The following is a 20309-nucleotide window of genomic DNA, read 5'->3' as shown; positions in this document are numbered from 1 at the left end:
TCCCGTCCCGTCCGCGGTACGTCCCGAGCGGACGGGGTCCGTAGCCCGACGCCGTCGGCCGCGCCGGCACCGCCGGTGGGGCCCGGGTGCGCCCGTGGGACTAACCTGGGTGGCGTGAGTACTGTTCCGCACGCCGACGACGTCCTGCCCGCCGACGTCGAGACCATCAACCTCCCCGCGGTGTCCGAGCGCCTGGGCATCCCCGTGACCCGCGTGCACGATCTCCTGCGCGACGGGACCCTGCTCGCCGTGCGGCGAGCGGGCATCGTGGTGGTGCCGGCGACCTTCCTGGATGACGACGACGAGGTCGTGCGCTTCCTGCCCGGGCTGGTCGCGGTCCTGCGGGACGGCGGCTACCGGGACGAGGAGATCCTGCGGTGGCTGTTCGCCGAGGACGACAGCCTGCCCGGCCGGCCGGCCGACGCGCTACACGGTCACCGCGCCCGCGAGGTCATGCGGCGCGCCCAGGCGATGGCGTTCTGACCCCGGCGGTGGCGCGCCGCCACCACCAGACCGCGGCGAGGGCTGCCGCGAGGGCCGCCCCGACGAGCGCGGGGCTGTAGAGGCTGGTCGACCCGTTGGGTCCGATCGCCATCACGAGGAAGACGGTCACCGCAACGACGGCTGTGGTGGCGCGTCGACCGGGTCGGGCGGCGACCCAGAACGCCGCCACCCACACGTAATACCAGGGCCAGGCCAGCGAGTTGAGGATGACGAAGGCCAGCAGCGCGACCATGATGCCGCGGAGCGCCGAGCGGGTGTAACGCCGGTGGAGCCACCACACCACGACGAGGGTGACCCCCAGGACCACGCGTCCGACGCGGCGGGCGACCGCCAGGACGTCCTCGAATCCGGGGGTGTCGACCACGGCGTGGACCAGGTGCGCCGCGGCGGTGGGCGCGCTGAGGTAGTTGATGACCCGGTCGGAGACGGAGATCGCGTCCAGCCAGCCGAACCCGGTGCCCGAGGCGAGGGTCGCCAGGGCGAACGCGACGGCGGCGGCCCCCGCCGCGGCCCCGGTGTCGACGAGGGCGCCGACGAGGGGGCGCCGCGCCCCGGTCGACGCCCGCCGCCGGTCCAGGGCGATCCACAGCAGGAACGGCGCGACGATCACGGCGGTGGCCTTGAACGCCACCGCGATCCCGATCGCCGCCCCCGCCCACGCGTAGCGCCGGTCGAGCGTGAGGACCACGGCGCCGACGCATGCCACCAGCGGGAAGATCTCGTTGTGCAGCCCGCCCGCGAAGTGGATCACGGACAGCGGGGAGGCGCCCGCCATCCACACCGCGGCGCCGGCGTCCACCCCGGCGCGGCGGGCCAGGGCGACCACGAGCGCGACGAGCGCGGCCAGTGCGGCGAGCACCACCACCCCGAGGATGACGATCCCCACCGCCGGGTGGCCGCCGGACAGCGCCACGATGACGCGCATGAGCAACAGGTGCAGCGGGCCGTACGGGGTCGCGGTGGACCGCCAGTCCGGGCTGACCTCGTCGGTGAAGGGGCCGGGGTTGGCCTCCGGTCCGTGGTGGTACGGGTCCACTCCCGCGGCGCTCATGGCGCCCTGCGCCAGGTAGGACCAGGCGTCGCGGCTGAACAGGGGGACCGCGGGCAGCATCGGCGCCGACCACAGGGCCGTGGCCCACACGGCGTCCCGGGTGGGGAGGCGGCCCGAGACCGCTCGGGGGCCGAGCGCGAGCCACGAGGTGACCAGCAGCGCGACGCCCGCCCAGCAGAGGATGAGGGCGAGGGCCTCACCGTGGCCGAACGTGTACCCGGGCAGCCCCACCGCGACCGCGACGCCGCCGTCCACGGGCAGGGCGCCCGCGCCGAATCCGGCGATGGTGAGCAGGACCGAGCCGAGGACGCCGCGCCACAGTGCCGGACCGGAGGGGCCGTTCAGGGCGGCGCGGGCCGAGGCGGTCGTCGCGGTGGTCGCCCGGCGGATCCGCGACGATGGTGTCGACGGCGACGGTGATGATGACGGTGACGACGGCGGTGATGACGACAATGGTGACGACGACGAGGTGGTCGTCTCCGGCCGGGGTCCGGTCGCTCCCTGCACGGATCAAGCCCGCCTGCGGGTCGCGGCCTCCGCCAGTGCCCGCAGCGTGTCCCGCCCGTGGTCGCTGATCGCGTCGGAGGCCACGGCGTCCAGGGCGCGGGTGGTCAACGCGTCGATCTCGGCCTCCACCGAGACCACGGCACCGGATTCCACGAGAATGGTGCGCGCGCGTTCGAGCGTGGCCGCGTCGGGTTGCGTCCCGAGGACGCCGAGGAGGAACTCGGCGTCCGGGCGGGGGGCGAGGGCGGTCGCACGGGCGAGCAGCAGGGTGCGCTTGCCCTCCCGCAGGTCGTCCCCGGAGGGCTTGCCGGTGACCTCCGGGTCGCCGAACACGCCCAGCATGTCGTCCCGCAACTGGAACGCCTGGCCCACGGCCACCCCGAACTCCCGCAGGGCCGAGACGGTCTCCGCCCCGGCACCCGCCAGCTCGGCGCCGATGTGCAGTGGCCGCTCCACCGTGTAGGCCGCGGTCTTGAAGCGGTTCACCCGGGCCGGGGTGAGCTCGTCTGTGGCGCCCGAGGCCTCGGCGAGGATGTCAAGCATCTGCCCCGACAGGACCTCTGTCTTCATGGCGTACCAGGGACCCAGCGCGCGGGCCAGGGCCTCGGGGGGTACCCCGGAGGTCACGAACATCTCGTCGGCCCACGTCAGGGCCAGGTCGCCCACGAGGATGGCCTGGGAGACGCCGTAGCGGGCCGCGTCCCCGTCCCAACCCTCGTTGCAGTGCGCGGCCTCGATCGTCCGGTGGACGGTGGGGCGGCCTCGCCGGGTGTCCGAGGCGTCCACGATGTCGTCGTGGACCAGCGCACAGGCCTGGATCAGCTCGAGGGCGGCGCAGGCGGTGACGACCTCGTCCGGGGCGGGAGCGTCCGTGTCGCTCGCGGCGGCCCAGCCGGCCAGGGCGAACCGCGGTCGCATCCGTTTGCCGCCGTCGAGGACGAAGTCGGAGAGCAGGCCGGCCAGGCGGTCGACCCGCTCGTCTATCCCCGCCACGACCGTGCGCCGTTCGTCGATGAGTCGGCGGAGCGCGTCGAGGACGCGTTCTCCGTCGTCGGGGCGAGTCGCCGAGACCACGGGCACCATCCCTTCCGGGCGCCGGTGTCCGGCCGCCCTCGTCGCCGACGATCCTAGTCGTCGGGCGGCGGCCGGACGTGGTGCGCGTCGGGCTACCCTGGTCGGGTGACCCAGCTACCCGACTCCGACCCGACGGACGGCGGCCGGCACCCGAGCATCGTGGAGCGGATCGCGACGTCGACCACCCCGAGGGTTCCGTTCTCCGTCGAGTTCTACCCGCCGCGAGACGAGGCCGCCGAGGACCGACTCTGGCGCGCCGCCACCGTGTTCTCCGACCTCGGGGCGGCGTTCGTCTCGGTCACCTACGGGGCCGGCGGATCCACGCGGGACCGGACCGTCCGGGTCGTCGAGCGGCTCGTCCGTGAGACCGACCTGCTGCCGATCGCGCACCTGACGGCGGTGGACCACACGGTCGCCGAACTCACCGACATGATCCGCATGTACGGCGAGGTCGGGGTGTCCAACATCCTCGCCCTGCGCGGGGACCCGCCCGGGGACCCGCTGGGCGAGTGGACGGCTCACCCGGAGGGGCTGCACTACGCTGAGGAGCTCGTCCGTCTGATCCACGAGGTGGGGGGCTTCCACGTCGGGGTGGCGTCCTTCCCCGAGGGGCACTACCGGGCCCGGGACCTCGAGCACGACTCCGAGATCCTGGTGAACAAGCTCCGGGCCGGCGCCGAGTACTCGATCACCCAGATGTTCTGGGACGTGGAGCACTACCTGCGCCTGAGGGATCGCGCCGTCGCCGCCGACCCGGAGCAGGGCGCCAAGCCCATCATCCCCGGACTCATGCCGGTCACGAGTCTGCGGCAGGTCCAGCGGATGGTCGAGCTCTCGGGCTGCGCCCTGCCCGACGACCTGGCCGAGCGGCTCCGGACCGCGGCCGGGGACGGGCCCGAGGAGAACCGGGCGGCGGTCCGTGAGGTCGGGATCGATCTCACCACCCGCATGTGCGAGCGACTGATCGCCGAGGGTGTCCCGTGCCTGCACTTCAACACCCTGAACTTCTCCAAGGCCACCCACGAGGTCCTCACCAACCTGTCGATGGCCCCCGCCCCCGGGGTGGCGGCCGGCAGGATCTGATCCGCCCCGGTGGGGGTGCGGCTCGGGTCAGCGCACCAGCCGGTCGGCACGGGCCCTGGACGTCCGGGCGGCCAGGATCGTCCCGATGGACACCAGCAGGGCGGCGCCGATCCCGACGATCATCCACACCGCGAACCCACGTGCGGCCGGGTCGGGATACGACGACGAGGCCTGCATCCGCGTGATGGACCCCGGAGCCGGGGACCAGCTGACGGAGTTGCCGGCCCCGATGGTGCCGTTGGTCTCCTTGATGCGGTTGGGGAAGGTCAGGTCGACCCGGGTGGTCGCCGTCTCGGCGCGGTCGGCGGGCAGCAGGGACAGGTCCACCGATCCGCTGAACGACACCGTGTCGCCGCTGCGGCGGAAGCCCAGGCTGTACGGCCGTGCCCCCTCGATGTCGATCGCGAGGGTGAGGGTGTCGACCTCCGCGAACGTCAACTGGGTGAAGTAGATCTCGCGGCCGGTGAAACCGTCCGCTGAGTAGGGGGTGATGCGCACCTTCTGCTCGAGCCCGGACGGCGTGGTGATCCGGTCGAGCGCGGCCGCCTGAGCGGGCTGGTCACCCGCCACGAGGATCCGGCCGGAGACGGTGTCGTCCTTGCGGACGCTCATCTGGGCGTTCAGCTGGAGGCACCCGGACAGGAGCACCAGGAGGGTGGCCAGGGCCGTGAGGCCCGCCAGTCGCCGGGGCAGTCGGGAGCGGCCACTGCTCGTGGGGGCGTTCGCTGTCGGATGGGGCGGGGTCACGGCGGTCATTGTGCCCGTGATCCCCGCCGTCGCCGCGCCGACCTGCCGAGTCGGCGGGTCACGAGCCGCGCCACCGTCCTGCCGCTGGTCCCGATCACACCGCCACCGGGGTGGGTCGAGGCCCCCGCCAGGAACACGCCGTCGGCCCCGGGCACGGCGTGACCGCGCAGATCGGGGTGGGGACGCATCGGCAGCATCTGGTCGAGGGACATCTCCACGTGCATGACGTTCCCGCCGATCAGCCCGAGTTCGGTCTCCAGGTCCTCGGGGGTCTGGACGTGACGGTGGACGATCGAGTCGGCCAACCCCGGCGCGAAGCGGTCCGCGACGGCGATGATCCGGTCGGCCTCCGCGGCGCCCTCCTCCGACCAGCCACGGCCGTCGGCCAGGTGGCGCGGGTGCCACTGTGACCACAGTGTCAGCTCGTGGCGGCCCTCCGGAGCCAGCGAGGGGTCGAGCGCGCTGAAGCTCATCGCCAGGACGGCGGGATCGGCGTCGAGGCCGCCCGCGGCGGCGACGCCGTAGCGGCGATCGAGGTGCCGTCGGTCCGTGACGAGCAGTTGCAGGCCGTGGGCGCTGGTGCTCGTGGGTACGCCGGGATACGTGGGCAGTGCATCGGTCCCGAGTCTGACGGCCATCCCCAGTCCGAAACCGGGCCTGATCCGCCGCCGCCACCCGTCCAGCGTCGCCGCCGGGAGTTCGCCGGCGAGGAGGTCCAGGGTCGTGTGGACGTGGCAGGCGGCGACGACGGCCGAGCAGTACAGGGATCGTCCGCCCTCGGTGTCGACGCGCCACCCCGAACCGGCGCGCCGGATCGAGGTGGCCCCGGCACCTGCGGTGACCGTCCCCCCGTGCGCCCGGACGGCGGCCGAGAGGGACTCCGCGAGCGCGCCCGAACCGCCGATCGCGCGCCCCGGCGGGATCCGGTGCATCAGGGCGGCGAACCCGATCATGGGGGCTGTGGCGGGGTGGGACATCGGCGGTCCCGACTGCGCGCCGAACCACGACAGTGCCGCCTTGAGGCGCTCCGAGGTGAACATCGCGTCCAGCAGCGCGTCACCGGAGGACAGGAAGGTCTGGACCGCGCCGAACGGATCGCGCAGGTCGTCGGCCCCGAGGAACGCCGAACCGAGACCCGGGGCGGTGGGGCGGACCGCGAACCCCTTCATCATCCGTCCCGCCAGGACGTCCCACCGGCGGACGAACTCCCGGTACGCGCCGGCGTCGGCCTCACCGCAGGCCGCGGCGATGCTGGCGCACGTGGCGTCGAGGTCACGGTGGAAGACGATCGGTGGCGCGTCGGATCTCGGCGGGGCGGGCGCGAAGCCCCACGGGTCGCAGTCCACGTAGCGCAGTCCGTGGGCCTCCAGCCCGAGCTCTTCCGGGATCCCGGTGTGGCGGATCATCAGATGTGCCGAGGACCCGCGGTCGGTGCGGTGGCCCGGGTACCGTTCGACCGTCGACGTGGCGCCGCCGATCACCGTGTCCCGTTCGACCACGTGCACGTCGAGCCCGGCGCGGGCGAGATAGGCGGCGCACACCAGTCCGTTGTGGCCGGAGCCGACCACCACCACGTCATGCCGGGGGGTCACGTCCGATCTCCGTTCCCGGCGAGCGGTAGCGATCGGGCCAGGACGGCGAACGGTCTCGCGTCCCCCTGGAACCGATACGAACGCAGCACATCGGTGAACCCCAACGACCGGTACAGGCGCCAGGCCGCGTTGTCCTCGCCGTCGACCTCCGGGGTCGACAGCAGCACCGTGCTCTCCGGCCGGTCGGCCAGGAACGTCCTGACGAGGGTCGCGCCGATGCCGCGCCCCTGCAGTCCCGGCGAGACGTGCAGCTCGGTCAGTTCCACGTAGTCGGGCGGGAGCTCACGGTCCCGGTCCCGCAGTCCCCGGGAGACCTGGTCGTACCACCACTGCCCGGGAGCGCCGTGATAGCCGTAGCAGATGGCGACGAGCTGCCCCCGGGTCTGACCGAGCAGGCGTCGGCGCGGGGCCTCGAACGCGGCCACACCCGACCAGCCGTCCCGGTAGCTGTGCTCCATCCACGCCGCGGCCCGGGAGCGGACCACCTGCGGCGGGTAGCCCATGGCGTCGACGTAGACCCCCAGAGCCTCGGGCAGTCGGTCTCGGAAGTCGGCTGCGTCGAGCCGGGTGATCACGGTGTCCATCCACCCCATTTGATCACGGGCGCGGATACGGGGCGTCCGGATGTGTCGTACCCCGGCGATACCGTGCGCGCAGAAGGGGAGGTGCAGGAGAGATGGACACCAGGAACAGGATGCGGACGGCCGGCGGGGGAGCGGTGGGAACCCTCGGACGGGCGAGCCGTGCGGAGCTGCACCGTGGGCGCGCGATCGCCGCCGCTGCTCCCTCCGAGCGGTTCCTCGAGTCGTACCGCGCCGCGAGGTACGCGGCCGGGGCCCTGCTGGCCCCCGGGCCGCGGCGGCGCGGTCCCGCGGACGTCTGGCACCGGCTCGCGGCGGAGGTGCCGGAGCTGGAGCGGTGGGCGACCGCCTTCAGTGGGTACTCCGCTCTGGCGGCGGCGGTCGAGGACGGGCTCCCGCGTACGGTCTCGGATCGGATGGCGGACGATTTCCTGTGGGCGGCGGGACGGTTTCTCGACCTGGTGGACGAGCGGTTGGGGGTCCTCGGCCCCGCCGCCTGAGGAGCCGGGCGGTGAGACGGGGGAATCCTCAGGTGTCAGAGGGGAATCCCGGTGGTACCCGCCGCGTTGCCCTCGTATGATGGGGGGAACCCTGACCGGCTGATCCCCATCCACGGTTGGTGCGAACCGACCGAGCCGGCCGCGCTCGTTCGTCACGAGCATCTGAAGGAGGTCGAAGTGCCCCTGTCCGAGCACGAGCAGCGCATGCTCAAGGAAATCGAGAGCGCGCTCTACGCCGACGACCCGAAGTTCGCGTCGTCTGTCCGAAAGACCGGTGCGACCGGTGCTCGTCGTCCGGCGGGCCTGGTGGTCGCGCTGGCGATCCTCGGTGTGGCGCTTCTGATCGGCGGGCTCGCCCTCGACTTCAAGCCCGGCGGCTTCCCGGTACTGAGTCTCGTCGGGTTCCTGGTGATGTTCGCGGCGGGTGTCCTCGCGCTGCGGTCCACGCCGTCGCACGGCGCCGCCGGCGCCAAGGGCACCGGCGGACCCCGGGTCCCCGGCACCGGGCGGACATCGGCCAAGCCCGCCGACGGGCGGAACTACTCCTCCCGCATGGAGGACCGCTTCCGCCGACGGTTCGACCAGGAGCCCTGACCGGCCCGTCCCACGGCCTTTCGACGAAGGGGTGAGCGCACACGCGCTCACCCCTTCGTCCATTTGTCTGACGCTCTCGGGCCGGCAGCCCAGAGCCCATCGCGACCCGGAACGTCCGTCCCCGCCGAGATGCCGGCGCTCCGTCCTTCCTCCCCACCACGCCCCACCCGTGCTCCCCACCACGCCCCACCCCTCCTCCCCACATCTCCCCACAGGGGCCGGCTCGGCTGCCACGTGAGTCGTCTCGAGTCACATGAGTCCCAAAAGACTCGCGGAAGTGGGCTCCCTCCGGGCTGTTGATCCGGTGTCGGGACGGCGACGGCAGGGTCCCTATGGCCACTGAACTGCGGTGATGCGAGGCGGTGGGGCGAAGTGGGGCGCAGGCCTTGTTTGTGGGGCGTTGTGGGGTAGAGTGGGGCACGCAAGGAGCTCGATGGGCCTGGACCCCAGGAGGTGGCGGGTGACCGACACCGATCTCGTCGACTCCGGACGTGAACGAGCCTTCGTCGGGTACGGGACACACCGTCCCAAGCTCGACGACAAGGGGCGGCTGACGATCCCCGCCAGATTCAGGCCAGGCCTGGCGGACGGGGTGGTGGTGTGTGGGTGGTTCACCAACACGCTCTCGGTTTTCCCTGAGGACGAGTTCGACGCGCTGGTCAGAAAGGTCCGGCCGACCGCCAACCTCAGCGAGAGGCACATGGCGTTCTTCCGGCTCCTGGTGAGCGGCGCGGAAGTCCAACAACTGGACTCGCAGGGACGGATCTCCATCCCGGCGAGTCAGCGGAACTACGCGGGTCTGGACAAGGACTGCGTCGTCAACGGCCTCGGGGAGCGTCTCGAGGTCTGGGACGCCGAGGCGTGGGACCGCTACAGCGAGGAGAACCTACCCGTGTTCTCCGAGATGGAGGGCACCTCGCTCGGGATCGAATTCTGATCCGGGGAGAGGACGGACACGAGCAAGCGAGAGCACGACGGACGGAGCCCCCCGGCCCCTGCCCGGCACCACCCTGACGTACTTCCCCAACGCCAGGTGGGTACCGGACGGGGACCAGGGGGCTCCACCACAACCGGAGCACCGACGACTTCCGGACGCGAGGAGGCGAGATGGCAGACGAGTCCGACGCCGACCGCGACGCCACGCGCTCCGGGCACATACCCGTCTTCCTCGAGCGGACCATCGAGTTCTTCCGGCCCGTCGTCGAGGCGGCCGCGCAGGACGGCCGCGTCCCCGTGATCGTGGACGGGACCCTCGGGCTCGGGGGGCATTCCTCCCACCTGCTGGCCGAGTTCGGTGAGCTGCGCATCCTCGGCGTCGACCGTGACCCCGAGGCCCTCGAGATGGCGACCCGTCGCCTCACGGCCTACCGCGACCGGTTCACGCCGGTTCACGCCCGCTTCGACGATTTCGACCGCGTCGTGGCGGCCCTCCCCGGGGAGTCCCGGGACGAGGCGGGCCCCGCGATCGACGGGATCCTGCTCGACTTCGGTGTCTCCTCCATGCAGCTCGATGTGGCCGAGCGAGGTTTCGCGTACTCCGTCGACTCCCCGCTCGACATGAGGATGGACCCCACCACCGGCCCCACCGCGGCCGACATCCTGGCCGACTACCCGCGTGACGACCTCGCCCGCGTCCTGCGCGTCTACGGCGAGGAGCGATTCGCGCGACAGATCGCCGCAGCGATCGTCCGCCGCCGGGACACCGACCCCGTCGTGACCAGCTCCCAACTCGTCGAGCTGCTCTACGACACCATCCCGCAAGGTGCCCGCCGGACCGGCGGACACCCGGGCAAACGCGTGTTCCAGGCCCTGCGCATCGAGGTCAACGCCGAGCTGGAGGCCGTGGAGAACGCGGTGCCCGGATACCTGGACCTGCTCCGCCTCGGCGGCCGTGCGGTGTTCATGTCCTACCACTCCCTCGAGGACAAGATCGTCAAACGCGAGCTGGCCACGCGGACCGCATCGCGGACTCCGGCGGGCCTGCCCGTGGAGCTCCCCGGTCACGGCCCCGAGTTCGAGGCGATCACCCGGGGAGCGGAGAAGGCCTCACAGGAGGAGATCGACCACAACCCGCGCTCGGCCTCGGTGCGGGTGCGGTGTGTCCGGCGTATCGACGGGAGAACCCCATGACGAGCACGATCGACACGCCCGGCACCGCCGGCGGGCTCGACACCCGCCCGGCGACGACACCGGGTGCCGACGCGCCCGCACCCGCGGGACGGCCCGTCGGCCTCCGACGCAAGCCCGTCACCCGCTCGGTTCGCGGCCGCCGGACCGTGGTCGTCCCGGCGGAACGTCTGAGTCCCGCCGAGCTCGCCGCGAGGGTTCCCTTCGTCGTCGTCCTCCTCCTTCTCATCGGCGCGGGGGTGGGCGGCACCCTCCTGCTGTCCGCGCAGACCACCCAGGACACCTACGACCTCAAGAACGCCCGCGACGCCAATGTGGAGTTGGTGGAACGGATGGAAGCTCTGCAGGCGTCCAACGAACGCGCCCGGTCCGCCGAGGTGCTGGCGCAGCGCGCGGAGAAGCTCGGCATGGTCGGAGTCGCCAGCGCACCCATCCTGACCAGGGGATCGGACGGCGTGCTCGAGATCGTCGGCGAGCCCGAGGCGAAGCTCGGCGCGCCGATCAAACCTCTGCAGCCCGCTCCGGTAGCGTCCGGACCGTCGAGGTCGTCCGACCGGGACGGATTCGACGCCCCGCCCGCGCAGGCGCCCCAGGACCGCACGCCCCGCGGGGTCGCCCCCGTTCCCTATCCGCCCCTCGCAGCCCCTCCGTCCCCGGTCACCCCACCGCCCGCCATGGCCGAGTCCGCCCCACCGGCTCCCGCCCCACAGGCGGACCCCGCGCCCGACCTCGTCCCGCCGGCTCCGGCACCGCCCGGTGAGGACGCCGCGACCCTCGCCCCGGTGCCCGGACCGCTCTTCTAGACACCCGAACCCCGAAAGGCCCGCTGGAGATGACCGAACGACGCAGCCCGGGAACGGGCGCCCGGGTCCCCTCGGGCGCCCCGCGCGGCACCGCGCCGGGAGCCGGACGGCCACCGAACCGGTTCGGCAGGGTCCTCACCGCCTCGGCGACCGAGCGACGCTTCACCTTCATGCGCTCCGCCTTCGCGATGATCATGGTCATCGCGCTCGTCAAGCTCTTCTGGGTGCAGACCCTCGGGGGAACGGAGCTCGCGGCCCGCGCCGAGAGCCAACGCCAGGTCCACGAGGTCCTGCCCGCCACGCGGGGAGCGGTCGTCGACCTCAACGGCGACCCCATCGCGTTCACCCGCGAGGCCCGCGATCTGTCGATCCAGCCGCTGGTCGAACAGCGCAACGCCGAGGTGCGACGGGAGCTCGACAGCACCAAGCCCACCTGGGACGAACTGGTCGAGGAGATCGCCGACGAGTTCGAGACCGTGCTCGGTGACGCCGTCGACCGCGACGAGATCGAGGCCAAACTCACCTCGGAGGGTGGCTTCACCTATCTCGTCCGCAACGTCGACGTCACGCTGGCCAACGCCATCACCCGCGATTACCCCATGATCGGGGCCGAGCGGGTCGACATCCGTGAGTACCCGGGGGGCGCGCTCGCCGCGAACGTCGTCGGTGCGACGACGAAGAGCGACGAGGGCAAGCTGATCGGGCTCCAGGGCATCGAGGCACACTTCAACGACGAACTGGACGGGGAGGACGGGCGGCAGACGTTCGACCGGGCCCAGGACAACACCGTCATCCCGGGCACCCTGCGCAACGTGACCGAGCCGCGCGACGGCGACACCATCCGCCTCACCCTGGACGCGGACCTGCAGTGGCACGTGCAGAAGGCCATCCAGACCGCCAAGGACACCTCCGGAGCCGAGACCGCGTCCGCCGTCGTGCTCGATGCGCGCACCGGTGAGGTCCGCGCGATGGCCAACGACAACACGTTCAACCCGGCCGTCGGGGTCGCTGCCGAGCTCGAGCGGGGGGCGGACCTGGGCAACCCGGCGATCACCTCGCCGTTCGAACCGGGCTCCGTGCAGAAGATCATCACCGCCGCCGCCGCGATCGAGGCGGGGCTGACCGATCCGAACGAGGTCCACTCCGTGGACGGCAGCATCCGCATGGAAGGTGTCACCGTCTCCGACGCGTGGCAGCACGGCCCCACCCCGTACACCACCACCGGCATCTTCGGGAAGTCCTCCAACGTCGGCACACTCATGCTCGCCCAGCGGGTGGGCAAGGAGCCGTTCTCCGAGTACCTCGACAAGTTCGGCCTCGGCCAGCGCTCGGGGATCGAACTCGCCGGGGAGTCCGAGGGTCTGGTGCCCGACCTGCAGAACTGGCAGGGCGGCACCTTCGCCAACCTGCCCATCGGGCAGGGCCTGTCCATGACCACCCTGCAGATGGCGGGCATCTACCAGACCATCGCCAACGACGGTGTCCGCGTGCCGCCGCGGATCGTCGCCGAGCGCGTCGGCCCCGACGGCGAGCGCACCGAGACCGAGCGTCCCGAAGGTGAGCGGGTCATCAGCACCGAGACCGCCCGCACGGTGCGGGACATGTTCCGCTCCGTCGTGCAGTCCGGGGGCACCGGCCCGCAGGCCGCGGTCGCCGGCTACCAGATCAGTGGTAAGACCGGCACCGCGCAGCAGATCGACCCCGGGTGCTCCTGTTACTCCAACTCGCGCTACTGGATCACCTTCTCCGGCATCCTGCCCGCCGACGACCCGCGGTATGTGATCGCGATCATGCTCGACGCCCCCTCGCGCGGCGTGCTCGGGGCCTCCGCGGCCCCGCTCTTCCACGACATCGCATCGTGGCTGGTCAATCGCGACAACATCCCGCCGTCCGCCCCCGCGCCGGAACTGGTCCTGCAGGCGCGGTGATCAGCGTCCGGCAGGGTAGCGTGTAGCGGGTTCACGGGAGGGTAGCGAGCAAGGAAGGCGGGGCGAGGACAGGCGATGACGACAGCGCGAGAGCTGGCAGACGCGGTGCGGGCCACCCTTCTCGGCGACAGGACCCGGGGTGGTGACGACCTCGTCGGTGCGACGATCCGCGCACAGGACTGCGGCCCCGGCATCCTCTTCGCGGCACTGCCCGGCACGCGGGTCCACGGCGCCTCGTTCGGCGCCACCGCGATCGAGGTGGGCGCGGACGCCGTGCTCACCGACCCCGAGGGTCTCGAGATGATGGCCGCCGTGGCCGACCGGGTCCCCGTCCTCGTGCATCCGGACCCCCGATCCGTCCTCGGCGCGGTGTCCGCGGCGGTCGCGGGAGACCCCTCCGCCGCACTCGACGTCGTGGGGATCACCGGGACGTCCGGCAAGACCACCACCTCCTACCTCGTCGAAGCCGCGCTCGAAGGCGGCGGCCATGTCGCGGGCCTCATCGGCACCACCGGGAGCCGGGTCGACGGTCGGGCGCTGCCGAGTCGCCTCACGACCCCCGAGGCCCCCGAGTTCCAGGCCCTCCTGGCCCGGATGAGGGATGAGGGGGCCCGCGCGGTCGCGGCCGAGGTCTCCAGCCACGCCCTGCGGCTCGGGCGCGTGGACGGCACCAGGTTCGCCGTGGGTGCATTTCTCAACCTGACCCAGGACCACCTGGATTTCCATCCGAGCATGGACGACTACTTCCGTGCCAAGTGCCGTCTGTTCGACGCCGAGGCCGACCCGGGGTCCGCGGTCCGCCCCGCCGAGCGGGCCGTCGTCGTGGTGGACGACGACTGGGGCCGGAGACTGCTCGGGATGCGGCCGGACGCGGTCACGGTCTCCGCCGAACCCGGGGCCGACGCGGACTGGACGGCGGGGGAGTCCGCGACCACCGATCGCGGCACCCAGACCTTTACCGTGCACGGCCCCCGCGGGCTGACCGCCGACGTCGAACTACCGCTGCTCGGCCGGTTCAACGTCGCCAACGCTCTTGTCGCACTGGCCGTCGTCGATGCCCTCGGCTCGGACGTGGCAGGCGCGGCGGCCGGTCTGGCGCGCGTCCGGGTCCCCGGCCGGCTCGAGCCCGTCGTGCGGGGCCAGGACTTCCGGGTGCTCGTCGACTACGCCCACAAGCCCGGCGCGGTCGCGGCGGTGCTCCGGTCGGTCCGCGCGCAGACCGAGGGCCGCATCGCCGTGGTCCTCGGTGCCGGTGGCGACCGCGATCCGGGCAAGCGCCCGCTCATGGGCGCCGCCGCCGCCGAGGTCGCCGACCTGGTCGTGGTCACCGACGACAACCCGCGCAGCGAGGACCCGGCCGAGATCCGCGCGGCGGTCCTCGCGGGCACCGAGTCCACCGCCGGTGACGACACCCTGATCGAGGAGGTCGGTGACCGGGGAGCGGCGATCGCGACGGCGATCGACTGGGCCCGCACCGGGGACGTCGTCGTGATCGCCGGCAAGGGCCATGAGACCGGTCAGGAGAGGAACGGGACCGTGTTCCCGTTCGACGACCGCACCAGAGCCGCCGAAGAACTCATCAGACGACTCGGATACGCCGCCCCCACGGGCGAGACGGAGGACAACGCACCATGATCGACCTCACCCTCGGCGAGATCGCCGGGATAGTCGGCGGTCGGTTGGTCGGTGGAGACCCCGCGTCGGCCGTCACCGGTTCCGTGGAGTTCGACTCCCGCCGGATCGGGGAGGGCGGGCTGTTCCTGGCCCTGCCCGGGGAGCGCGTCGACGGTCACGACTACGTCGCCCGCGCCCTCGACGCCGGGGCCGCCGCGGCACTCGTCGCCCACGAGGTGGACGGGGCGGACGGCGCGCAGATCGTCGTGCCCGCGGTCGACCGGAGGCAGACCAACGCCATGGCGCTCGCCGCGGACACGGACGGCTCCGGCGCGTCGGTGCTCGCCGCGCTCGGCGCCCTCGCCCGCGCGAGTGTCGACCGGCTGGTCGCCGACCACGGTCTGGTCGTGGTGGGGGTGACCGGTTCGTCCGGCAAGACCAGCACCAAGGACCTCATCGGCGCCGTGCTGTCCGAAGCCGGCACTGTCGTCGCGCCACCCGGATCGTTCAACAACGAGATCGGGCATCCCTGGACCGCGCTGCGCGCCGACTCCGGCACCGACTTCCTCGTCCTGGAACTCAGTGCCCGTGCGCCCGGGAACATCCGCGAGCTGGCGGCCCTGGCACCGCCCCGGATCGGCGTCGTGCTCAACGTCGGCACCGCACACCTCGGCGAGTTCGGCTCGCGAGAGGTCATCGCCGACACCAAGGGCGAACTCGTCGAGGCGCTCCCGGACGCCGCCCACGGCGGGGTGGCCGTCCTCAACGCCGACGACGAGCGGGTCCGGACCATGGCCGGACGCACCGCCGCGGAGGTGGTCTCCGTGGGGGTCGAGGGATCCGCGGACGTCCGTGCGGAGCGGGTACGGCTCGACGACGAGGTACGCGCCTCCTTCCGCCTGGTCACCCCGCGGGGTGAGGCCGATGTGGCGCTCCGTGTGCACGGGGAGCACCAGGTGGGCAACGCCCTGTCGGCGGCCGCGGTGGGTCTCGCGTGCGGGATGTCGGTCGAGCAGGTGGCCGCCGCCCTGGGGACCGCGGAGGCCGCCTCCGTACGCCGGATGGACGTACGGATGACCGCCGACGGCGTCACCGTCGTCAACGACTCGTACAACGCCAACCCCGATTCGATGCGGGCCGCGCTGAAGTCCCTGGCCGTCATGGCCCGCTCCGGCGGCGGCCACCGGCGGACCTGGGCGGTGCTGGGGGAGATGGCCGAACTCGGCGAGGACGCGGTCACCGAGCACGACCTGCTCGGGCGTTTCCTCGTCCGCCTGGACGTGTCCCAGCTCGTGGTCGTGGGCCTGGGCCGCCCCCAGCGTGCGCTGTTCCAGGGCGCGATCCAGGAGGGCTCGTGGGGTTCCGAGGCGGAGCACGTCGCCACCGCCGAGGAGGCCGTGGCGATCCTGGACGAACGCGTGGAGCCGGGCGACATCGTCCTGGTCAAGGCCTCTGCTGCCGTCGGTTTGTGGAGCGTCGCCGAGCACCTGCTCGCGTCGCGTGGTGAGGAGAACCAGTCATGGCCCAGATCATGATCGCAGGCATCGTCGCCTTCGTCGTGAGCATCTTCCTCACACCCCTGCTCATCATCTATTTCCGGCGCAAGGGCTACGGCCAGGAGATCCGTCTCGAGGGACCGCAGTCCCACATGAGCAAGCGCGGCACGCCCAACATGGGTGGCGTCGCGATCCTCACCGCCGTGTGGCTCGGATACATCGTCGCCGGGGTGATCGGGCAGGTCACGGTGGGTGGGGGCGGGTTCACCGCCTCGGGCGTGCTCGTGCTCGGCCTGGCCACCGCGCTGGCGGTGGTGGGGATGGTCGACGACGGACTCAAGGTCTTCAAGCGCCACAACAAGGGCCTGGGCATTCTGTCCAAGACCGCCGGCCAGGTCCTCGCGGCCCTCGCGTTCGGCATCCTCGTGCTGCAGTTCCGCAACAACGACGGGCTCACCCCGGCCAGCACGTCATTGAGCTACGTGCGGGACTTCGTCGCGGTGAGCTTCCCCGTCGTCGTCTTCCTCGTCTTCATCGTCGTCCTCGTCTACGGCTGGTCCAACGCCGTCAACTTCACCGACGGCCTGGACGGCCTCGCCGCCGGGTCCATGGCGATGGTGATGGGCACCTACGTGGTGTTCACCTTCTGGCAGTTCCGCTACTCCTGCTTCTCCACCGCGGAGGGCGTCGATCTGTCCGGCTGCTACCAGGTCCGTGACCCCCTCGACATCGCGGTGGTCTGTTCGGCGGCGCTCGGCGCCTGCCTGGGCTTCCTGTGGTGGAATGCCGCGCCGGCCAAGATCTTCATGGGGGACACCGGGTCGATGTTCCTCGGCGGCATCGTCGCGGGCGTGTCCGTGGTTTCTCGCACCGAGCTGCTCATGGTGGTCGTGGGCGCCGTGTTCGTCATCGAGTTCGTCTCGGTGCTCATCCAGGTGGCCGCCTTCCGCACCACCGGGCGTCGGCCGTTCCGGATGACCCCCATCCACCACCACTTCGAGAACGGCGGCTGGGCCGAGACCACGGTGACCATCCGGTTCTGGCTGCTGGTGGCGATCTCCTGTGGTCTGGCGATCGCACTGTTCTACGGCGACTGGCTCGCGAGCTCGACGGGATGACCGACATGACCGACACGACCCACACCGCAGGTACCGCCGGCACGGCGGCCGACGCCGGTCCCGACGTGCGCGAGCTGACCGGCTCCCGCGTGCTGGTCCTGGGCGCGGGCGTGTCCGGCCCGGGCGCGGTCCGCATCCTCCACGCGCTGGGCGCCGAGCCGGTCGTCGCCGACTCCCGTCCCGAGGCCATCTCACGACTCCGAGAGGCGCTGCCCGACGACATCGGGTGTGCGGGCGTCGACCTGGCCCGCGCGGCCGAGCTCCTCGACGGATCCGATGGTCCGTGCCGTGTCGACCTCGTCATCACGAGCCCGGGCTGGCGGCCGGACTCGCCGCTGCTGCTGGCAGCCGCCGATGCCGGGGTTCCGGTGTGGGGTGATGTCGAACTGGCCTGGCGGGCCGACGCCGCCGAACTGTTCGGGCCGCGACGCACCTGGTTCGCGGTGACCGGCACCAACGGCAAGACCACCACCACCTCGATGCTCGAGGCCATCTGCCTGGAGGCCGGGATGGCCGCGCGCGCCTGCGGGAACATCGGGCTGCCGGTGACGGACGTCCTCCTGGCTGAGCCCCGCGTCGACGTGCTGGCGGCCGAGCTGTCGAGCTTCCAACTGCACTGGGCGCCGAGTTGCCGCCCGGACGTCGGGGTGGTGCTCAACGTCGCCGAGGACCACCTCGACTGGCACGGCTCCATGGAGGTCTACGCCGAGGCCAAGGCCCGTGTCCTCACCGGCCGCGTGGCCGTGGCCGGCGCCGACGACGAGATCGCCGCGCGCCTGCTCGCCGCCGCGCCCGCCCCGACCGCGATCGGGGTGCGCCTCGGTGCGCCCGGTCCGGGGGAGTGTGGCGTCGTCGACGGCGTTCTCACCGCGCGGATCGGCGGTGGTGACGAGGACGACGACGAGGTGGCGCTGCTGCCCGCAGCGGACGTCCGCCCGGCCGGGCCCGCGGGCGTGCTCGACGCGCTCGCCGCCTCGGCCGTCGCCCTCTCCGTGGGCGCGCGACCCGAGCACGTGGCCGAGGCCCTGCGGGGCTTCACCGTGGGCGCCCATCGCGCGGAGCCGGTCGACACGATCGACGGGGTCGCCTACGTGGACGACTCGAAGGCCACCAACCCCCACGCCGCCCGGACCTCGCTGCTCGCGGGCGGGACGATGGTGTGGATCGCCGGGGGCCTGCTCAAGGGCGCCGACGTGGAGCCGCTGGTCGCCGAGGTCTCGGGCGTGCTGCGCGGCGTGGTCCTCATCGGCCGCGACCGTGGGCGGATCGCCGAGGCATTGGCCCGACACGCGCCGGCGGTGCCCGTCGTGGAGCTGGCCTCGGGAGACGATGACGATGCCGCGGGTCCCGACGAGCCGCAGCAGACGATGGACCGGGCGGTCGCCGAGGCCGCACGGATGGCCACCGGAGGCGACACCGTGTTGCTCGCCCCCGCGGCCGCGTCGATGGACATGTTCACCGACTACGGTCACCGCGGGCGCAGCTTCGTCCTCGCCGTGGGCCGCGTGGCCGGGAGGTAGGGCAATGGCAATCGACAAGGCAGCGCGCCAGAAGCCGGCGCGTGAGAAGACGGCGCGTGAGAAGCCGGTGCGTGAGAAGACACAGCACGAGCGCGCGGACACCGAGACGCGACCGGACCTGCTCGGGCGGATCGCCGCACCCCTGGCCGCCATCAATCGCGCGCCCCTGACCTCGTACCACGTGGTCATGGTGGTCACCGCCCTGCTCACCGTCATCGGATTGGGCATGGTGCTGTCCAGCTCCAACGTGCTCGCCTTCTCCGGCGGCGGCACGCCGTTCGACATCTTCCTGCGCCAGGCGCTCTTCGTCCTCATCGGCTGGGTCGGCTTCGTCACCGCGCTGCGCGTCCGCATCGAGCTGGTCCGGGCCGCGGCGTTCCCGCTGCTGTTGGTCGCGATCGGACTGCTCGTGGCCGTGCTGATCCCCGGGGTCGGGTCCGAGATCAACGGGTCGAAGGGCTGGATCGACCTGGGGCTGTTCTCGATCCAGCCCGCGGAGATCGCCAAGTTCGCCTTCATCCTCTGGGCGTGCTCGGTGGTCGCCAAGCGGATGCGCACGGGGTACTGGCTCGATCTGCTCTTCCCGGCCGTGGTCGGCTACCTCGTCGTGGCGGTCCTCGTCGTCGTCGCCCCCGACCTGGGCATGGCCACCGCGGTGACCATCGCCTTCCTGTGTGTGCTGTGGTTCTCCGGGTACCCCACCCGGCACTTCGTGTGGGTCATCGCGGTCGGCGTCGTGGTCTTCGGCGTGCTCGCCGTGGCGTTCGCCTACCGCTTCGAGCGGATCCGGACCTACTTCGACACCTTCCGGGGCGATTTCTCCAACCCCCAGGGCGCGGCCTACCAGTCGTACCAGGGCATGCTCTCTCTGGCCGACGGCGGATTGTTCGGCGTCGGGCTGGGGCAGTCCAGCGCCAAGTGGTTCTACCTGCCCGAGGCCACCAACGACTTCATCTTCGCGATCATCGGCGAGGAGCTGGGCTGGTTCGGTGCCGCGGTCGTGGTGTCGCTCTACCTCACCCTCGGGTGGGTCGGCATGCGCGTCGCACTGCGATCGGTCGACCCGTTCCGCCGCCTGCTCGCCGGCACCGTCACCGCGACGATCGTCATCCAGGCCTTCATCAACATCGGGTATGTGGTCGGCCTGCTGCCGGTGACGGGTCTGCAGCTGCCCCTGATCTCCAACGGCGGCACGTCGGCGGTCGTCACCCTGACCTCGCTCGGGCTGCTCGCCAACTGTGCCCGCCACGAGCCGGAGGCCATCTCCGCGATCCTCAGCTCCCCGTCGCGGCGTCGGCGCAGCTGGCTCGCGCTGCCGGACCCGCGGCCCTACACGCCCGAGCGGCCGGTCCCGGCCTCCGCCACGCCCGGACGGTCCAGCGCCGGCACCCGCCGGTTCGGGGACCCGGTGACCAGGCCGCAGCCGCCGCGGACCGCCGGACCCGCCCCACGCGACAGGTCCGCGGGCGC

At 72.2% G+C, this 20309-nt stretch carries 18 protein-coding genes; 13 read left to right on the top strand and 5 right to left on the bottom strand.

Translation table 11 applies throughout. The features are described 5' to 3' along the window. Positions 1 to 114: 114 nt before the first annotated feature. Positions 115 to 483: an Rv2175c family DNA-binding protein gene (locus Q2K20_RS09970; RefSeq protein ID WP_067713740.1), complete on the top strand. Its 369-nt coding sequence runs from the start codon at positions 115 to 117 to the stop codon at positions 481 to 483. On the opposite strand, the gene mptB is transcribed toward Q2K20_RS09970, so the two are convergent. Beyond that, the gene (gene mptB / locus Q2K20_RS09965) at positions 452 to 2062 is read right to left on the bottom strand and encodes a polyprenol phosphomannose-dependent alpha 1,6 mannosyltransferase MptB (protein ID WP_269502536.1); all 1611 of its coding nucleotides are present in this window, start codon (positions 2060 to 2062) and stop codon (positions 452 to 454) included. The two genes, Q2K20_RS09970 and mptB, sit on opposite strands and share 32 nt — an antisense overlap. A 3-nt stretch (positions 2063 to 2065) precedes the next feature. After that, on the bottom strand, positions 2066 to 3145 hold the full coding sequence (locus Q2K20_RS09960) for a polyprenyl synthetase family protein (RefSeq protein ID WP_119193378.1): 1080 nt from the start codon (positions 3143 to 3145) through the stop codon (positions 2066 to 2068). 96 nt (positions 3146 to 3241) lie between these two features. On the opposite strand from Q2K20_RS09960, the gene metF reads away from it, so the two are divergent. Continuing rightward, positions 3242 to 4219: a methylenetetrahydrofolate reductase [NAD(P)H] gene (gene metF / locus Q2K20_RS09955; RefSeq protein WP_096905653.1), complete on the top strand. Its 978-nt coding sequence runs from the start codon at positions 3242 to 3244 to the stop codon at positions 4217 to 4219. A gap of 27 nt (positions 4220 to 4246) precedes the next feature. Here metF and Q2K20_RS09950 read toward each other — a convergent pair whose 3' ends face one another. The 3 genes from Q2K20_RS09950 to Q2K20_RS09940 are packed head-to-tail and all read right to left on the bottom strand — an operon-like array spanning position 4247 to position 7142. Then, positions 4247 to 4975: an LppM family (lipo)protein gene (locus Q2K20_RS09950; protein ID WP_096905652.1), complete on the bottom strand. Its 729-nt coding sequence runs from the start codon at positions 4973 to 4975 to the stop codon at positions 4247 to 4249. Continuing rightward, positions 4972 to 6558 carry a phytoene desaturase family protein gene (locus tag Q2K20_RS09945; RefSeq protein WP_269502542.1) on the bottom strand — a complete coding sequence of 529 codons (1587 nt, stop codon included), beginning with the start codon at positions 6556 to 6558 and terminating at the stop codon, positions 4972 to 4974. The genes Q2K20_RS09950 and Q2K20_RS09945 overlap by 4 nt, the downstream gene beginning before the upstream one ends. Beyond that, a complete protein-coding gene (locus Q2K20_RS09940) occupies positions 6555 to 7142 on the bottom strand; it encodes a GNAT family N-acetyltransferase (protein WP_096907272.1) in 588 nt (195 codons plus the stop codon). Before Q2K20_RS09940 ends, Q2K20_RS09945 begins: the two co-directional genes overlap by 4 nt. A 92-nt stretch (positions 7143 to 7234) precedes the next feature. On the opposite strand from Q2K20_RS09940, the gene Q2K20_RS09935 reads away from it, so the two are divergent. The 11 genes from Q2K20_RS09935 to ftsW all read left to right on the top strand — a co-directional run. Further along, complete coding sequence (locus tag Q2K20_RS09935; RefSeq protein ID WP_119193376.1) at positions 7235 to 7639, top strand: SAV_6107 family HEPN domain-containing protein; 405 nt, start codon at positions 7235 to 7237, stop codon at positions 7637 to 7639. A gap of 177 nt (positions 7640 to 7816) precedes the next feature. After that, positions 7817 to 8233 carry a DUF3040 domain-containing protein gene (locus Q2K20_RS09930; protein WP_096905650.1) on the top strand — a complete coding sequence of 139 codons (417 nt, stop codon included), beginning with the start codon at positions 7817 to 7819 and terminating at the stop codon, positions 8231 to 8233. A 460-nt stretch (positions 8234 to 8693) separates the two neighbouring features. Beyond that, positions 8694 to 9170: a division/cell wall cluster transcriptional repressor MraZ gene (mraZ, locus tag Q2K20_RS09925; RefSeq protein ID WP_067713759.1), complete on the top strand. Its 477-nt coding sequence runs from the start codon at positions 8694 to 8696 to the stop codon at positions 9168 to 9170. 170 nt (positions 9171 to 9340) lie between these two features. Further along, positions 9341 to 10363 (top strand): 16S rRNA (cytosine(1402)-N(4))-methyltransferase RsmH, encoded by a 1023-nt coding sequence (gene rsmH / locus Q2K20_RS09920; RefSeq protein ID WP_119193375.1) that lies wholly within the window; start codon positions 9341 to 9343, stop codon positions 10361 to 10363. After that, complete coding sequence (locus Q2K20_RS09915; protein ID WP_269502550.1) at positions 10360 to 11163, top strand: hypothetical protein; 804 nt, start codon at positions 10360 to 10362, stop codon at positions 11161 to 11163. The genes rsmH and Q2K20_RS09915 overlap by 4 nt, the downstream gene beginning before the upstream one ends. Positions 11164 to 11192: 29 nt before the next feature. After that, positions 11193 to 13091, top strand: a complete 1899-nt coding sequence (locus Q2K20_RS09910) for a peptidoglycan D,D-transpeptidase FtsI family protein (protein ID WP_269502552.1) — start codon at positions 11193 to 11195, stop codon at positions 13089 to 13091. Positions 13092 to 13166: 75 nt separating this feature from the next. Next, positions 13167 to 14726, top strand: coding sequence for a UDP-N-acetylmuramoyl-L-alanyl-D-glutamate--2,6-diaminopimelate ligase (locus Q2K20_RS09905; RefSeq protein ID WP_269502554.1), 1560 nt, complete (start codon positions 13167 to 13169; stop codon positions 14724 to 14726). Next, positions 14723 to 16240, top strand: a complete 1518-nt coding sequence (locus tag Q2K20_RS09900; RefSeq protein ID WP_269502556.1) for a UDP-N-acetylmuramoyl-tripeptide--D-alanyl-D-alanine ligase — start codon at positions 14723 to 14725, stop codon at positions 16238 to 16240. Before Q2K20_RS09905 ends, Q2K20_RS09900 begins: the two co-directional genes overlap by 4 nt. Next, on the top strand, positions 16225 to 17319 hold the full coding sequence (gene mraY, locus Q2K20_RS09895; RefSeq protein ID WP_269502558.1) for a phospho-N-acetylmuramoyl-pentapeptide-transferase: 1095 nt from the start codon (positions 16225 to 16227) through the stop codon (positions 17317 to 17319). Before Q2K20_RS09900 ends, mraY begins: the two co-directional genes overlap by 16 nt. Before the next feature lie 5 nt (positions 17320 to 17324). Beyond that, a complete protein-coding gene (gene murD / locus Q2K20_RS09890) occupies positions 17325 to 18839 on the top strand; it encodes a UDP-N-acetylmuramoyl-L-alanine--D-glutamate ligase (RefSeq protein WP_317176783.1) in 1515 nt (504 codons plus the stop codon). Positions 18840 to 18843: 4 nt separating this feature from the next. Continuing rightward, positions 18844 to 20309: putative lipid II flippase FtsW (ftsW, locus tag Q2K20_RS09885; protein WP_317176782.1), on the top strand; the 1466-nt coding region annotated here is incomplete at its 3' end.

This window comes from Dietzia sp. IN118 (genome assembly GCF_032905965.1).
In the GTDB taxonomy this organism is placed as follows: Bacteria; Actinomycetota; Actinomycetes; order Mycobacteriales; family Mycobacteriaceae; genus Dietzia; species Dietzia kunjamensis.
Note: the sequence above shows the minus strand (reverse complement) of the source record. Positions and strands in the feature narration are given on the sequence as shown.

Excerpts from the sequence above, each read along its gene's own strand:
- Q2K20_RS09905 (WP_269502554.1), top strand. The coding sequence starts at position 13,167 with ATGACGACAGCGCGAGAGCTGGCAGACGCGGTGCGGGCCACCCTTCTC.
- Q2K20_RS09900 (WP_269502556.1), top strand. The coding sequence starts at position 14,723 with ATGATCGACCTCACCCTCGGCGAGATCGCCGGGATAGTCGGCGGTCGG.
- Q2K20_RS09940 (WP_096907272.1), bottom strand. The coding sequence starts at position 7,142 with ATGGACACCGTGATCACCCGGCTCGACGCAGCCGACTTCCGAGACCGA.
- Q2K20_RS09950 (WP_096905652.1), bottom strand. The coding sequence starts at position 4,975 with ATGACCGCCGTGACCCCGCCCCATCCGACAGCGAACGCCCCCACGAGC.
- murD (WP_317176783.1), top strand. The coding sequence starts at position 17,325 with ATGACCGACACGACCCACACCGCAGGTACCGCCGGCACGGCGGCCGAC.
- Q2K20_RS09960 (WP_119193378.1), bottom strand. The coding sequence starts at position 3,145 with ATGGTGCCCGTGGTCTCGGCGACTCGCCCCGACGACGGAGAACGCGTC.
- Q2K20_RS09910 (WP_269502552.1), top strand. The coding sequence starts at position 11,193 with ATGACCGAACGACGCAGCCCGGGAACGGGCGCCCGGGTCCCCTCGGGC.
- rsmH (WP_119193375.1), top strand. The coding sequence starts at position 9,341 with ATGGCAGACGAGTCCGACGCCGACCGCGACGCCACGCGCTCCGGGCAC.
- mraY (WP_269502558.1), top strand. The coding sequence starts at position 16,225 with ATGGCCCAGATCATGATCGCAGGCATCGTCGCCTTCGTCGTGAGCATC.
- Q2K20_RS09915 (WP_269502550.1), top strand. The coding sequence starts at position 10,360 with ATGACGAGCACGATCGACACGCCCGGCACCGCCGGCGGGCTCGACACC.
- Q2K20_RS09935 (WP_119193376.1), top strand. The coding sequence starts at position 7,235 with ATGGACACCAGGAACAGGATGCGGACGGCCGGCGGGGGAGCGGTGGGA.